Source organism: Enterococcus sp. DIV0901a (genome assembly GCF_051711525.1).
Classification (GTDB): domain Bacteria; phylum Bacillota; class Bacilli; order Lactobacillales; family Enterococcaceae; genus Enterococcus_B; species Enterococcus_B faecium.
Map to the genome: position 1 here is coordinate 1 of NZ_JBIOMW010000004.1, position 14,509 is coordinate 14,509.

Annotated in this window: 12 protein-coding genes; all 12 read right to left on the reverse strand. The window is 33.8% G+C overall.

Translation table 11 applies throughout. From position 1 onward, the window contains the following. Positions 1-154: 154 nt before the first annotated feature. The 12 genes from IGL70_RS14110 to IGL70_RS14165 all read right to left on the reverse strand — a co-directional run bounded on the left by IGL70_RS14110 (position 155) and on the right by IGL70_RS14165 (position 14,507). Positions 155-541 carry a hypothetical protein gene (locus IGL70_RS14110; RefSeq protein ID WP_129160175.1) on the reverse strand — a complete coding sequence of 129 codons (387 nt, stop codon included), beginning with the start codon at positions 539-541 and terminating at the stop codon, positions 155-157. Between the two features lie 644 nt (positions 542-1,185). After that, positions 1,186-1,506 carry a hypothetical protein gene (locus tag IGL70_RS14115; protein WP_205224430.1) on the reverse strand — a complete coding sequence of 107 codons (321 nt, stop codon included), beginning with the start codon at positions 1,504-1,506 and terminating at the stop codon, positions 1,186-1,188. A 299-nt stretch (positions 1,507-1,805) separates the two neighbouring features. After that, on the reverse strand, positions 1,806-2,738 hold the full coding sequence (locus IGL70_RS14120) for a hypothetical protein (protein WP_081123653.1): 933 nt from the start codon (positions 2,736-2,738) through the stop codon (positions 1,806-1,808). A 33-nt stretch (positions 2,739-2,771) separates the two neighbouring features. Beyond that, on the reverse strand, positions 2,772-3,407 hold the full coding sequence (locus IGL70_RS14125; RefSeq protein WP_104889498.1) for a hypothetical protein: 636 nt from the start codon (positions 3,405-3,407) through the stop codon (positions 2,772-2,774). 12 nt (positions 3,408-3,419) lie between these two features. Then, complete coding sequence (locus tag IGL70_RS14130; protein ID WP_104889499.1) at positions 3,420-4,499, reverse strand: lysozyme family protein; 1,080 nt, start codon at positions 4,497-4,499, stop codon at positions 3,420-3,422. After that, positions 4,496-5,668 carry a DUF3991 domain-containing protein gene (locus tag IGL70_RS14135; RefSeq protein ID WP_104889500.1) on the reverse strand — a complete coding sequence of 391 codons (1,173 nt, stop codon included), beginning with the start codon at positions 5,666-5,668 and terminating at the stop codon, positions 4,496-4,498. Before IGL70_RS14135 ends, IGL70_RS14130 begins: the two co-directional genes overlap by 4 nt. 24 nt (positions 5,669-5,692) lie before the next feature. Next, positions 5,693-5,881 carry a hypothetical protein gene (locus IGL70_RS14140; protein ID WP_086325187.1) on the reverse strand — a complete coding sequence of 63 codons (189 nt, stop codon included), beginning with the start codon at positions 5,879-5,881 and terminating at the stop codon, positions 5,693-5,695. A 1-nt stretch (position 5,882) separates the two neighbouring features. After that, positions 5,883-8,435: a trse protein gene (locus IGL70_RS14145; protein ID WP_104889501.1), complete on the reverse strand. Its 2,553-nt coding sequence runs from the start codon at positions 8,433-8,435 to the stop codon at positions 5,883-5,885. Beyond that, positions 8,432-8,806, reverse strand: a complete 375-nt coding sequence (locus IGL70_RS14150) for a DUF5592 family protein (protein WP_081123648.1) — start codon at positions 8,804-8,806, stop codon at positions 8,432-8,434. Before IGL70_RS14150 ends, IGL70_RS14145 begins: the two co-directional genes overlap by 4 nt. 48 nt (positions 8,807-8,854) lie before the next feature. Further along, the gene (locus IGL70_RS14155; protein ID WP_104889502.1) at positions 8,855-10,885 is read right to left on the reverse strand and encodes a pLS20_p028 family conjugation system transmembrane protein; all 2,031 of its coding nucleotides are present in this window, start codon (positions 10,883-10,885) and stop codon (positions 8,855-8,857) included. Then, positions 10,882-13,419 (reverse strand): type IV secretory system conjugative DNA transfer family protein, encoded by a 2,538-nt coding sequence (locus IGL70_RS14160; protein ID WP_104889503.1) that lies wholly within the window; start codon positions 13,417-13,419, stop codon positions 10,882-10,884. Before IGL70_RS14160 ends, IGL70_RS14155 begins: the two co-directional genes overlap by 4 nt. Then, a complete protein-coding gene (locus IGL70_RS14165; protein WP_104889504.1) occupies positions 13,416-14,507 on the reverse strand; it encodes a hypothetical protein in 1,092 nt (363 codons plus the stop codon). The genes IGL70_RS14160 and IGL70_RS14165 overlap by 4 nt, the downstream gene beginning before the upstream one ends. Between the last annotated feature and the right edge of the window lie 2 nt (positions 14,508-14,509).

The window sequence follows — 14,509 nt, forward strand, 5'->3', positions numbered from 1 at the left end:
GCTCGATTCTGATCAGAATATAGATTGTATTTTTGAAAATTTTCGTTACGAACCGCTTCACTTCGATCCATATATGAGAGAAATTCAGCATATGCTTTACTACTAGGAAGAGTAAACGCAACGGTCATAATAATACCTGCAGTTTTCTTAGTCATTAGTCTCTCCTAAGATAATATTTTGCCTTATGATTGGCAGTTGTAACCAATCCTTTCTTCTCACGTTTATAGGCTTTCCTCGCTTCCATTAATGTCACCGATTCTTCTTCACGATAACCTGGTAGATTTTCGGAAAGTAACCAATTATCTGTCAGCCTTAACGTCAAGTTAGCATCTTCTTCAATACGCTTTTGACTAGCATATAATTTTTTTAGTTGGTGTAAAATCTCATCTTGAGTCTCTCTCTTTTCTTCCGCATGACGCTCATAAAAAGCGATAAGAAAGTCGAGTACATCTCCTTCATTTTTATTCATTGAATCGGAGTAACCTTTTATTTTTTGGATCGTTTCTTCTGAAACATAATAATTCTTTTTGCGTTTTGCCATAAATAAAAAATTCCCTTCTAACTTTTTGAAATTAGAAAGAAATCTTTTGACTTGGAGAAAATAAAATTTTGGAAAAGTCATATGCTATAATTAAATTGCTGTCTTCCTATTTGGTTGAAATCTTCAGCCAGAAAGGAGGGTGTTAAATGTTTTATATGCTTGACGTTTGTTTTAGAATTATGGTTAATGTGGTATCACACCTCATTAACAAATGGCTAGATTCTAAATTCACGAAAGACAGCTAGCCTGTTCTCTAAATTAACATAGAGAATAAAGAAAAGAGCCTTATGCAGGTGCAACTGCTAGGGCTCTTTTTTGGTGTTAAATGTTTTATATGTTTGCATAATAATTATAGCATACACTTCAAAATCAAAGCAAGTTTAGAACATAAAAGAACCTTACGCAGGTGCCACTGCTAAGGCTCTTTTCTTGGTATTCAATAAATTTTGTGTTTGCACAATGATTATAACATACATTTAAAATTTTAAACAAGTTTCCATTTCTGAGTGATTCATTATATGCTTGACATTTGTTTTAGAGCTATAGATTCTCACCTTATTTTTGACAATTGATCTTCCAGTTTAACTTTATTTTTCTCACCAAACAGTCAAAAGATTTCCCATAAAATTTTGTTCCAAACGATCTCATGAATCGTCTGGAACAATAAAGTAATTTTCTAGTTTTGAAATCTCATAATCGGAAAATTGTTGCGCCAAACTGTACATAAAATCTTTCTGCTGAATCAACAGTTGTTCTTGCAGTCCTTTGAGAAATTTTGTCTGTTCACTAATCAAATTTTTGTACCGTATTTCCGTCTCCATTTGGTACTCTTCATAAGCTACTTTTTCTAAAATTTCTCGCAACATTTCGTCCCGACTACTGTACCCTTTTCTCTTCGCAACTTCTACTAACTTTTTCTGTATTTCTATCTCTACGTCACGTATTTTCATGTCTCTTTTAGTCACATCGTCACATCCGCTCTATTTACACTTTTGTTATTTTATTTCTCTTTTTATTGAGTCAGTTCTTAGCACTCACTTAAACGTTCCTGTTTGTTGTATGAGCATAAGGGGAAATGGGGGACACACAAGGTGTCCCGCCTTGCAGTGCAAGGCTTTCCCATGGGTCCCAAAATTACAGTTTGTCACCCCAAATTCGCCCCTTTTCGCCCTAGTTTCGCCCCGACTGTCGCCCCAAATTCATCCTTATTCGCCCTATCTTCGCCCCGACTGTCGCCCTGTTTTCGCCCCAATCTAAAAAGGGATTAATTTGTTTTTTCACTCTGTGCTTCTCGGTTCTTTTCAATCAGTTTTTGGCGTTTTTCTTCTAACGATTTTTTGGTCTCATTTAATTCTTTTATTTTATCTTCGTACTTCTGTTTTTGAGACTCTAGTCGTTGATTCGCTCGCTCATATTCTTCTTTTTCTTCACCAGTTTTGTACTCAAGTTCTTCACGATTTTCTTCTATTTTTTGGTCAATTTTTTTCATTTCTTCTGTTAATTCTTCGATTGTTTTATCCGCTTCATTTCTAGTTTTTAAAGTCTGTTCAATCTGTTCTTGAGTCATTTCAATCACATATTCTTGTTTTGATTTTTTCTCCAAATCGTTTGTTTCTTTTACTTTTCGATAATCAAAATTAAAAGTTGTTTGGAGTGTTTTTTCCTCCTGCTTAGTCGAATTTTCTAAATCAAAATCAGCTAAATCGGTCTCTACATAACCAAAATCAACGACTAATTTTTTCCAATCTACCGGAATGTTTTCAACCTGTAAAACATAATAATTATCGTAAATTTTCATCAAATGCGACTTCAATTGTGTCTTGTTTTTTTCTTCCGAAACAACCGCTTGAAATTCTCGATTCGTATTTAATTGATCTCCTTCAACTTCAAAAAGAAACTCCCCATAATGACTCGAAGGATTCACTTTTCTCGATAAAACTTGTACATTAATTTCGCCAATTTTTTGTGTACTCATTGTGCCAGTCCCACTGTCAATAATTGGACTATCATCGACAAAAATATCTCTTGAAAAGAAGAAAAAGAAATAACCCACAATCGTTAAAATAAAGAGAAAAATATAAAGCCGAGAAGAAATTTTCTCGACTTTTTTACTGAATTTTGATTTACTTCTGCTTTTCGATTGGACTTGTTCACGATAATCGAATATCTTTTCTTTTAGTTCTAAAATTTTATCCAAAGTATCCCCCTCTTATTCTTTTTTTGTATCTTTTTAAGAGTAGAAATCCTCCACATTAATGTAATCATCACTAGTTGCTGTCCACTTAAATCCTGTTACTTTCCAAACATTGTTTTCGTCTTTTTTCAACTCCACTCGGTTCAAAAATTGTTCAGGAAAAACGTCGCCATCCCCTATTTTTGCCTGTAAACTCAGAAATGCCATAACGCTTGCTTTCCCATTTACTGCATGTAAATCAGTGTAATATTTTTCTGATACAACTTCTTGTACAAGCACATTTGAAGCATGTTGTGTCAACCATCCTGGACGATATTTTTCACTGTTATTATCAATAGTTAACTTTTTGAGTTCAGCTAAATTTTTATCGACATTTTCTGTTGTTGTTTGATAATACAGTGTTAAAAAATCAGACGCAACTGCCTGAATAGCTTCTAATTCTCTTGCCGTTCGTGTATCATTTGGCAATCCTTCATAGCTATTTTTTTCTGCTTCTTCTTTGATTTGAGCTGTTGATTCTTTCGTTTTTATTTCCTCTTTCAACGTTTCAATTTGTTGGTCTTGACTAGCAGTTTCTTTCTTTTGAATAAAAGGATTAATCAAATAAATAGTTGCTACTATCCCAACCAGAAAACTAATACTAACTAACAATATTTTCTTTCCTAGATTCAATTCAATCACTCCTTATTGTATTCCTAAAACTCCTTTAGGGTCGATTAGATTTCCTCGCGATAAATCCGTTGACTTAGCAATTTCTAAGTGTAAGTGCGGCCCTGTGGAGTCACCAGTACTTCCTATTTTTCCAATGACTTCTCCTTGTTTCACTTTCTGACCAGCTTTCGCAATCAATACTGATTGATGTGCATAGAGACTCACTTTTCCATCATCATGTTGAATAACAATATGATTTCCCCAACTATAATGATACTCAGATCGGATCACTGTTCCAGAAGCAATTGCTTTAATAGAACTACCTGCTGCATTGGCAAAATCAAGACCTCGGTGAAATTCAGAACCACCTGTGAGTGGACTACCTCGCCAACCAAATGGACTTGAAACAACTGGATTATCTACTGGCAAAATGTACGAAGAAGAACCACCTTCAGAACGATTACTTTCAGTATTTTCGATATATTGATAAACCAAATCAGCATAAAACATATTTCCATAAGCATAGCGCCAATTTCCTCTAGAACTTGCAATAGGGTTCGTATAAACGACTTTCTTACCACCTGCTTGTTGACACGCAAATTCCGCTCCTGCTTCAAAAGAATAGCTCTTATTATTCTTACTTAGCCAATATAAAAAACCTGCACCATAATTGTAAGATTGAATGACCGCTTTCTTATCTGTAACGTTTAAATTCTGAGCTGATTCTAAACAAGATTTATAATAAGCGACCCCTTGTTTGATGGATTGCTCTGGACTTGTAAAAGCATTTGGTGCTAGACCTGCACTCTCTGAACTTTGCATAGGGTCTAACCCTTTCCCGCCTGATTCGACCATCATAATTGCCAAAATAAATGGGACTTCATCAGGAATCCCATTTATTTTAGCATATTTTTCGACAATACTTTTTAGTGCTAAAACATCTTCTGAAAGGTTTGAATTAGTACTTATTTCGGATTGTTGCTGAGTCTCAGAACCACCTAATAAAACAATGACTGATTGTTGAATATATTCAATCGTCGAAACGGTTATCCCTATTATTCCTCCCCCGACTAAAACAATGACCAAAATTTTCCACTTCCATGAACGAATCATACAGAAGCCTCCATTTGTTGCCTGATCTTTTCCGTCCACAGCGCTTGTGCCAAATGTTTTTCTTTTAGTTTTTCTTGCCGACTAGCTAATTGACCAGTCTCTTTCAACTCTAATATTTCATTCCAATCCCCATTTTCTAAATCAGGCAAGAATAAAGCTAACTTAACCCTTTCATCGAATTGAGAGTCTTCTTTCTTCTTTAAATAATCTTGATGAATTTTTTCAATACATTCTCTTCCACGAGTATCATTATTCAGTGCTAAAACAACTTGAACTCTTGGCGCAAGTAGATAATCTTGTAATTTATTGACTGTTGCCCACATGGTTTCTTCCTTCAATCCAGATAAAGATAAAAACCAAGAATTATCTGGTAAAGAGTCTTTAGTCAGTTCATATAATGACATCGACTCAATGGGACTTTCCGTAACATATAACGTGACATCTTGTTTATAGGAACACTCACATCCAAATAAGAAACCGTAATTATCCTGGCTATTCAAAGCTACACCTTTAAAATATTTTCTTTCTAATTCTAATTTATAGGGATTGTTATAGTTAATTCTTTTTTCTAACGGGCGTTCATACGTTCCTTGTACATCTGCACCTACTGGTTTACCAAAATTTCCATAATCTAAGCCACTAAATCGAAAAATAATATTGTTTCGATTGTCACTAGAAATCAACTTTCGTTGTGCTAACATATTTATGATTTCTTCAGATAAAAAACGACTTTTTAAGTATTTTCTCCCTTTTTCTGATAACTGATTCGTATCATAGTTGCCTGTTTCTGTTAGCTTTTCAAGTGAAAAATCAGGCTTTTTGTTTTTAGCTATTGTCTTCTCTTGTTCGTTCCATTTCTGATTAAATCTTTGTTGCACACGTTGATATTTTTGAAAATCTAACAAGGATTGAACGACTTGTTCATAGGGTTCGTTAAAAAATTGCATGGCAAAATCAATCGAATTGTTCCAAGAAGTAAGCCCTCTTGAATACCAATTGACTACACCCGTTTTGATATTCGCACGCAAACTATCATGTACTGTATGTTCTACAAATTTACTACTAACCACATCAAAATCTTCTCCCCTTGCTAACATGTACTTAAACATATTCGTTCGTCTAGCATAAGCAATTTGTTTTTCCGTAAATACATCAATAGCTGAAGGCATTTTCTTTCACTCCTTTAGCACTTTTTAAGCAAAAGCTGAAAAAATTAAACGTAATAAAAAAATGAAAAGAACAACGAAGAAAAGTTTTTTGCTTCGTGTTCTTTCCATTTTTTCAACGGGTCTTCCCCAAGTAATCAGCTTTCCAAGATCAATCGCTTTTTTTACCCCTTTTTTTATCTTCTTTGATTTTAATTTTATTTTTGGAGTTGCCATATTATAATCCTCCATCGAATAATTTCTTTTCAATATCTGTTAAATCGAATTGAAATTTGATATTTTGTGCGCCCTTAATATTTAAAAGAACATCCCTTTCTTCAAATTTCACAATATCATCAATATCATATTTGCTTAATTGCGCACCAAATACCTTTTCTAAGAGGTTACGTGAAGATTCATCTTGTTTGAAAATAAAACGATAAGTCGATAATTTAAAGAGTTTAGAAACAACTGTTGATATAGCGCCCATACGCCCTGTATCAGGTGAGTAATCAGGAAAGGCGTCTGAGATATCATGAAAGATATAAGTCTGCCCTATCAACAATTTACGTCCTTCTCGACTATATTTATCTAATTGATTAATCAACTCTAAGTTCCCTGTACGAATCGGATTGTGAAATTCATCAGAAGTAATATTGGTATAAACGAGTTCATCGACTCTTTTTTGTTTTCGGTCAAATAAATATTTTTCCCTTTGCCCAACACGTACAGCTTCACTGAAAGCCGCCGTATATAAGTTGTAGTATTGTGCATTGTAAGTAGAAGTATCACTTTTGTTTAATTTATCCATATCAAACGTAACAAACTGTTTATCCTTAAAATCAAAAACAGATTTTTGATTGAAAATATCTCCTGCGTCAGAAATAAACGATTCCATACTTTCAATCAATTTATAAAGCTCTTTTTTTTCAAACGGTTCGGATTCTTCGTTATATCTTTTTTTAATATAAGTTAATAAATCACCATAGATAGGATATTGTTCCGGTTCATATTGCGTAATACGTTGAATATCTAAGTGGTTCTTATCAATATATTCAAGGTATCCTTCATTGAAGTATCGTTTTGCCTTACTCATAGTGACACTATTATTTGGTAAATTCGACGCCATTCCAAAAACTAAACGCATTTTCACTAAATTTGTTTTAAAGGACTCTTCTTCCAATGTCCTTTTCGTTTGTGCATCTACCTCTGAAGCAAAAATTTGACAAGGATTCATCACAGCCTTTCTTCCATCTAAAAATGTACCACCCATATATTCTGTTAATCGTTTCGTTTCATCAGACATATAAAAACCAAAATGATTGTTATTCATTTCAATCGCTTGTTTTGCCATCTTCTTGTCGGCAGTGGTCTTCCCAAATCCTTGACTTCCAATAATCATCGTAGAATATGATTTTCTAAGATTATCTTTATGGAATCGATTAAATGCGACAATTCCTGACCCATACAAGGGATAACCTGTATATAGTCCATCCGGATCAATATGATTGGCATAGTTGAATGCATAGCTTGCGGCTAGAGCTGTTCCTTTGATTTCTTTCCCCTTTCGCCTTACAAACTCATGCCCTCGTTTATGGGAGACAAATGTAGCTTTGAATTGACGTTCATGTTCATCTAAAAAACAAGACGCTTGAAATTGTGATTTTTTCAGTTTACGGTGTACTTCTTGTTCTCTAGCATCTAATTCCTCAATCGTAGGCTCACAAAGAATATAACGAACATGAATTTCCTTTAACAATTCTGTAGAATCAAGCACATGTTCGACTGTATCATTTAATTTTTGATATTCTTTGATTGCTTTCTTCCTAGAAATCTTATCTTTGGAACTTTCTATACGATCTTCATACTCTCCCAAACTACGATTTAAATTTTGCTCTACCATCGGATTAGAAATATCAATCGTATGAACATCCACAGTAGTTGTGACATTCTTCATTAAAAAAACTCTTTCTCCCCAAAAATTAGGATTATTTTTTGGTCGATAAACAGTTAAATTTAACGTGCGTATATAGCCGTCTGAAATTTGCAAATCCTTAGAAGAACATGGACGAATCCCTCCTAATGGTTGAATTTGTCCGATAAAAATAGGATCATACCCTTTTTTATCGACAATTTTTTGAATTGCAGGATCTCGTCCTGTTTTATCAGTTTGTTGATAAGGAATACCTAAAGGTAATGGTGACAATGGATTATATCGTCGGAAAAGTAACTTGATTTTCTGTGCCAACGTCATTGGTAATACTCGAAAATTTTGACTCTGAGCAGTTCTTATCTCCTGGTCAACTTCTTCTAGAGACTCTTCATCTTCCCCAAAAACTTGAAGATACACCGTATCAATCAAACGATTATTATCTAAATATTCTAAGGTCTCTAATGACTTTTTCTGTTCATTTTGAACAGATTTGGGAACTGCACGCATTTTGAATCGTCGTTTCGCATAATCAATATTTTCAGACATATCTAATGGAAAACTCGTAAAGATAAACTTAATATCTGAATGAATCGACCGTAAAAATTGCAAAAAGCTATCTAGGGCTTCTTGCTGTTGTTGCAAACTACCTCTTCGAGCAGAAGCGTCCTCGATTCGATAAAAATTCGTTACTCCCTTATCCAGTGCAATACACTCTTCAGAGATTAATCTACGAAAAGGCAAAAATTTCAACACCGTTTTTTCATTTTTGATTTTTTTTACTTTAGATTTCTCTTTTCTTTTATTTTTAGTTTCTGGTTCATGTACTGGCTCTGCAAGTAATTTGTCGGCATCAATCACAAATAATCCTCTCCTTCAATCATTGAATCTTCTTTTGCTACTTCTTCTTCCGTTCCCATGACCATATCAATTCGTTCTTCCACATTGAAATCAATCCGATCAATCGAATGATAGGTTTCTCGATTATTTGTTAGGATAAAATATAAACGATGGTAGTTTTTCAATTGCTTATTTCCAAAACTAGGAAATAGCCAAAAAATTCCCATCAAATTCACAAAAAGAAAAGCGAAAGTACTTAGTGGTCGATAAGTTCTTTCTTGTAATCCAGTTGCTAACTGAAAAATAATAAACATACAAACGGCATCTTGAGCTAAGATTTTCCCTACAAATTTTGCTTTTGTAAAAATTTCTTCTTGAATGTCATGTCGCAAATTCTTTCACCTCAAATTAAAAAAGAGAGAATATCATACGATTCTCTCTTACTCATTATGATTGTCATTTTCTTGATTTTTCCTTTCTTTTAACCAGTCACGTACATCTTGACCAAACTCCTTATTTCTATTGTATCTATCTACCTGTTGACCAATATAGCTTTTCCCTTGATTTTCATATTTTGAACGATGAATCACTTGATTCATACGTTTCTTAAATGGATTAGGAGTTTCTGGAGACGTCGTATTTGTATCTTGTGAATCAGAAACTGAAAACTCATTTTTCTTCGTTGAATTTGAAAAGTCCGATTGGTTAGAATGAGACGAATCATTCGCTTTATTCTTATTTGAATCAGAACTTTCTGTTTTATTTTGGTTGTTTTTTGAAGTGTTTTTATCATTTTCAACGTCATCTTCTTGATTAGTTGAAGAAGTAAATCCATTGTTTTTATCTGACTCATTTTTATCTTTTGATTCATCAACCGTCTCTTCAGTATCTGAAAACTCAGAAAAATCATTTGTGGTGTTTTTAGGCTCTTCTTCATTTAAAGTATCTTCATCAGTTTCTTTATCTTGGATACTTACTGAAGACTCATCCTCTGATACATTTTCATTTTCTGTATTTTCATCTGGTATATCTTCTAATGAATCGCCATTATCTTCAGATTCTTCTTCATTTACCGAGTCATGGGTATCCATTTCATTTTCCTCTGTTTCAGTCGTTTCGTTTGATTCGTTTTCTGGTTTTTCATCATTTTCGTGATTCGTTTCTGGGTCTTGCTCATTTTCTTCTTTATGATTTTTTTCCTCTTCCATTTCAGAGTTCACACCGTTATCTTCGCTATTTTTCTTTCCATCAGAAAATAGACCTGAAAGGAATCCAGCAGTACGAACAGTACTATTAGCTACACCTTCTACTGTTCCTTTCGCTAAATCAGTTGAACCTTTAATAGCTTTTGCACCACCTGCAGTCATTAAAAAGGCACCTGCAGTTGATAATCCTGCATCAATTCCTAATGTCTTTTGAATAATTGCTGGGCCATCATAAATAAACCATGCACCTGCAATCAATCCAAAAATCTTAGTTAAATAAGAAACATCTGGTTGTTGGAATATATACGTGTTCCAGTTGATAAACACGTAATACATCGTAAAAATAGATAGTAATAAAATAAAGCCTCCTAAGAGACTCATCAATGCCATTTTTAATTTCTTAATGTCTCGAATACTAAAAAAGGCGATCACATTTGCCCAAATATAATCAAACGCCATTTCGATAGAGACTCGACAAGCTCTTAAAATGGAAATAATCATCGCAAAACTTAATGCTAATAACGTACCAATAGTAGCTACCCAATCGACACGCCATCGATAATACGTTTCTGCAAATAGTTTTTTTGTGATCCAACCAAAAATCCCACCACCACCATCTTCTAGTTCAACCACTTCTTTTCCTTCGCCCCCTTTTTTATCAACCAATTTATTTTTTAAGGGGTCTCCATTATCTCCATCTGGAGCTTCTAATACTTTTTCGTTGATATCAAAATTATCTCGATCTTTTAAATAATTCGGGGGATCTGGAGTAGTGGTTGTCCATCCATTATCTGCTAAAACATAGACATCGGTCAGATTGTCTTTAAATGTTTTAAATCCTAATTCTCCTTGTTCTACCTTTAAAGAATCTGTTGTAGAATTAACAATCTTAATGCCATCTCTCATCATGCCTGGTAACATCAACGTGATAATTAACATCATTAAGAAGTTTAAAGGTACTTCTCTTGTTTCGGAAGTTTTCCCAAAAAATAAAACAGCACCAATTAATAATATGCTGATTCCTAAACCAAATTTTTGGAAATTCCCCAATGTACCAAATAATCCTTTATCACCCATAGATTCCGTATTGTAAAAACCTAAGAATTTGGTTGTTTCATACAAAATACCACTAATATGGTCTACTACCCAAAGTAAAACAGAAACAATCCAATCTAAAAAAGAGCGTGCAATATCTCTAATCATCCCACTAATATGGAGGTAATCATTAAACTTGGTTAGAATATCTAATAGCTGTTCATTGCTCATAAATGACCACCTTGCCATTCTTTAAATTGTTGAATACACAAGTTCAATAATTTTTCGTCTCCGTTAGACACTAAGAATGAAAATAAGGAATCTAATGTTCCTTCTGCCACGATTTGATTAAATTCATTAAATGCTTCTGGAACATTAAAAAGAGAACCTTTCACTAATTGACGAATCTTGCGAATCTGATCCTTTGAAAAAACCTCAGAGATACTTCGCTTACGAATCTCTGCATGATAAATCTTTTCTAATGCTCTCGCCTTCTTTTCCTTCATATTTAATTCTTTTTGTTCTTGTGTACCTAAATCCTTAATTGATTGAATAGCCATTGGCGTTTCCTCCCTTCTCTTTGGTTTTTGATAAACCGGAATATCAGGAATAATTTTTTCTTCCTCTGCCTGATATTCTTGAATTTCTTCAGGCTCTAATGACCAAGCTAAATCCCTTAACTCTACTGCCATAAATTCATTATTGACAGGTATTTCATCCCATGATACTTTTTCCATTTTCCGAAATTCATAAAAGGGAATCATATGAGTATCATTCTGACGTGTATTATAAATCGGATACTGATAAATCGGTTTTCCTTGTAAATCAGTATGTTTGTTTCCTCGCAAAATAATCGATTCTCCAATTTGTGTTCGTTCTAATTCAAAAGAAGCCATCAAATCAATTCTTTCCGAACTTTCTGTTTCTGTTGATTCAATAGACAGAGGGCTTCTATGCCTTGTTTTAGAATAATTCGAGCGTTTACCCAAACGTCCTGCAATATATTGATTGGTTTTATCTGAAGCTGTACGAATATAGGTCAGAATCCCTGTACTACCAATAATCGTATCTTTCGTATCTTCACTATAAAGCATGGATAATTGTTGTAAATCTTGTAATACCAAATGTAAAAACAAGTGTCGACTTAATCCAGACGTCCATTTTCTTGATAAATCTCGAATCGGAACACCTAAGTTTCCCCCTTCTTCTAAAATAAAGTGAACATCACGATAACATTGCGATGAAGTTTCTAAATTACAACGATTCAGTAATACTTGATAAATTTGGTCGAGATACATCACACCTAAATCATTATTAGAAGAATCTGCGTCACTCATCACAATGAAAACTGCGGTTGGCTGTTCTCGGTCAAATCCTATCAGTTCCATATCAAATCCGTCATCAAAAGCGGTCATTTTCGCATTGGCAGACATAATAAAAGGCTCTAAGTCGCCGTCAAAATGAGTAATAATATTTCCTAATGTGACGTGAGCAGGAGCAGAAGCCATGATTGCGTCATAGAAACGAGCTGCGGGGTGTTCTCTAGGTAATTCTCCAAAGAATACGTCTAGCTCACTTTTTCCATCATAGTCAGCCAAAAGCTTCGCTAAATGTTCCTCAGAAGTCGCATATTTTTTCAAAAAATCATGACTTTTTTCTTTAATACGTCTCTTTTGCATTTCATTTACTACTGTATAAATCGTATAAGGATTTACTTTTAATGTTTCCCCACGATCGTATTCTTGATCTGCTAATGCCATCCCTACTGATTTAAATAAATTACGACAAGCTTTCGTCCAAAAACCACCATCTTTTCCCTCATTTACTTCTTTAAAATACATATGAGCAATTTGACTAATCATTTTTTCTGCATTTGCCAATTGCTTTTCTGCTTGAATAGAGAGATTCAGTGCCTGATCTTCATGCCCTTTTTCTTTTTCTTGAATGGATTCTTCCCTTAGACGTTTATAATGCTTATAATAATGATTAAAGACCCCTAAAACTGGCATGGGATCAGAGTAAAATTGATTGACCGTATTTGCCACTCTTATACGATAACCACGTCTTTTTAGCGTTTTGTACCATTTACGGGGTTCGTCTCCTTTAGTGGCTGTCATTACAAAAGAAGCACGATTAGCAATCAGTCTAGCTCTTGTTAAGATATCAATGAAAGGATCAACAAAATAAATTCCTTTCCCTTGTCGTGTCCCTGCCAATGTAATAGAGTCCGAATCACTAGTGTCTACATAATAATAAAAGCGATTCAATCGTCTATCTTCTTCTGTTTGCGGTTTCCTTCCCACAGGATAACCAGGTTTACCATCAAAAAAGTCGTCCTTGTCAGTGTTCATATGAACAGGTACAAGCTCGTATTGTTTGTCCATATTTTCTACTGTTTCAAATTGCATTGTGCCTTGAACAAGATCTTCTTCTAATGGGCGAAACGACGTATATAGCTGATAGCTCACTTTGGCTAATACAGCAATATTAATGACAGATAAAATCATATACAGTAAAAGGTTAGAAAAAATGGAGTGAATAATTCTTATCTTCCAAAGTGAAAGTACCTCAAAATCCCATAAGGATTGACTGGTTAGCGCAAAGAAATTTTCTACAAGCCACACTTCTAAAATCAGTAAACAAAAATAAGCAATAATCGATCCACTAATCAGCAATTTTTTATTTGATAAAAAGCGTAGTGGATTTTGTTTTCCTTTTTGATAGTTTTTTTTCTGTGATTTACTCACTTCTTTTTTTCGCTTCATGAGCTTTCACTTTCCTCTATACCTAAATTTTTAAATTTACGTTCCCAAATTTCTTGATTAGTCGTGTCTTTTTCTGCTTTATAATAGTCAACCATTTCTTTATAAATAGCTGCTGTATCAATCAATTCCTCCAAATTTTTGTCTCTTAATTGTTTTTGTATTTCTTTAGCTGCATTAATATCTTGATCTTGTAAATAAGCAATCGCTATTTTTTTAGATAATGTTTTACTTTGAATCTGTTTGTTAATTAGCTCTGCTTCTTTTTTATTACCCAGTTCTAAAAATGCAATAGCTAACATCATTTTTCGTTCATCAGTCAAATGAGAAACATCTGCTTTTACTACTTTCTCCCATTCTTGATGATTAAACGCCAACTCAAATGCCCCTATTTCCGTTGGATATTTTTCTTCATATTCTTCTAACTTTTTGAAAGCATGATTTTGAGCTAAAAAATCCGCAATCTCTTCTTGACGTGAAGGAACTTTTTCCGCAATTTCTAAATAGTTATCCAATGTAATTTCTGTCTCTTTATTAAAATGATCGCCAGATACAATGGTTTGATTACTTTTATCCGTATTGAAAAAAGTCTTTTTCACTCCAATCCCTATACCTAAAACCAAAAAGAAGAAAAGAAAAATAAGACCAATGCGTTTCAGCATTGGTCTCATTTTTTCTAAATGAAATTCTACTTTCTTTAACTTAGGGAAAGAAATCTTAGGATACTTTCTCTTGATTACTTTTGAACTTGAATTACTTTTGAAATTAGAATTATTAGCTTCAGAAATTGGCTCATCATGTATAGCTTGCCAAATCTCGTCTTTCTTTAATTCTGTAATGCTTTTATTTTTAACTAATAATTCTAACTTTTCTTCTAAATCTTCTTCAAAAGTCTGCAAATGTTTCTTTTTATGATAGGTTCCTTGATAAATCGGCTCTCCTTCAACGATTAATAGTTGAAACTTAATGTATTCTCCAGCTTTCATTGCTTCAGTGATTTCAAGAAACTCATCATAAGAAAATAAGGTCATTGGCGGTTGATTTTCAAAAACAGAGATATTTGTCGTTAGAATCTCCACTTCTACAGCCATCA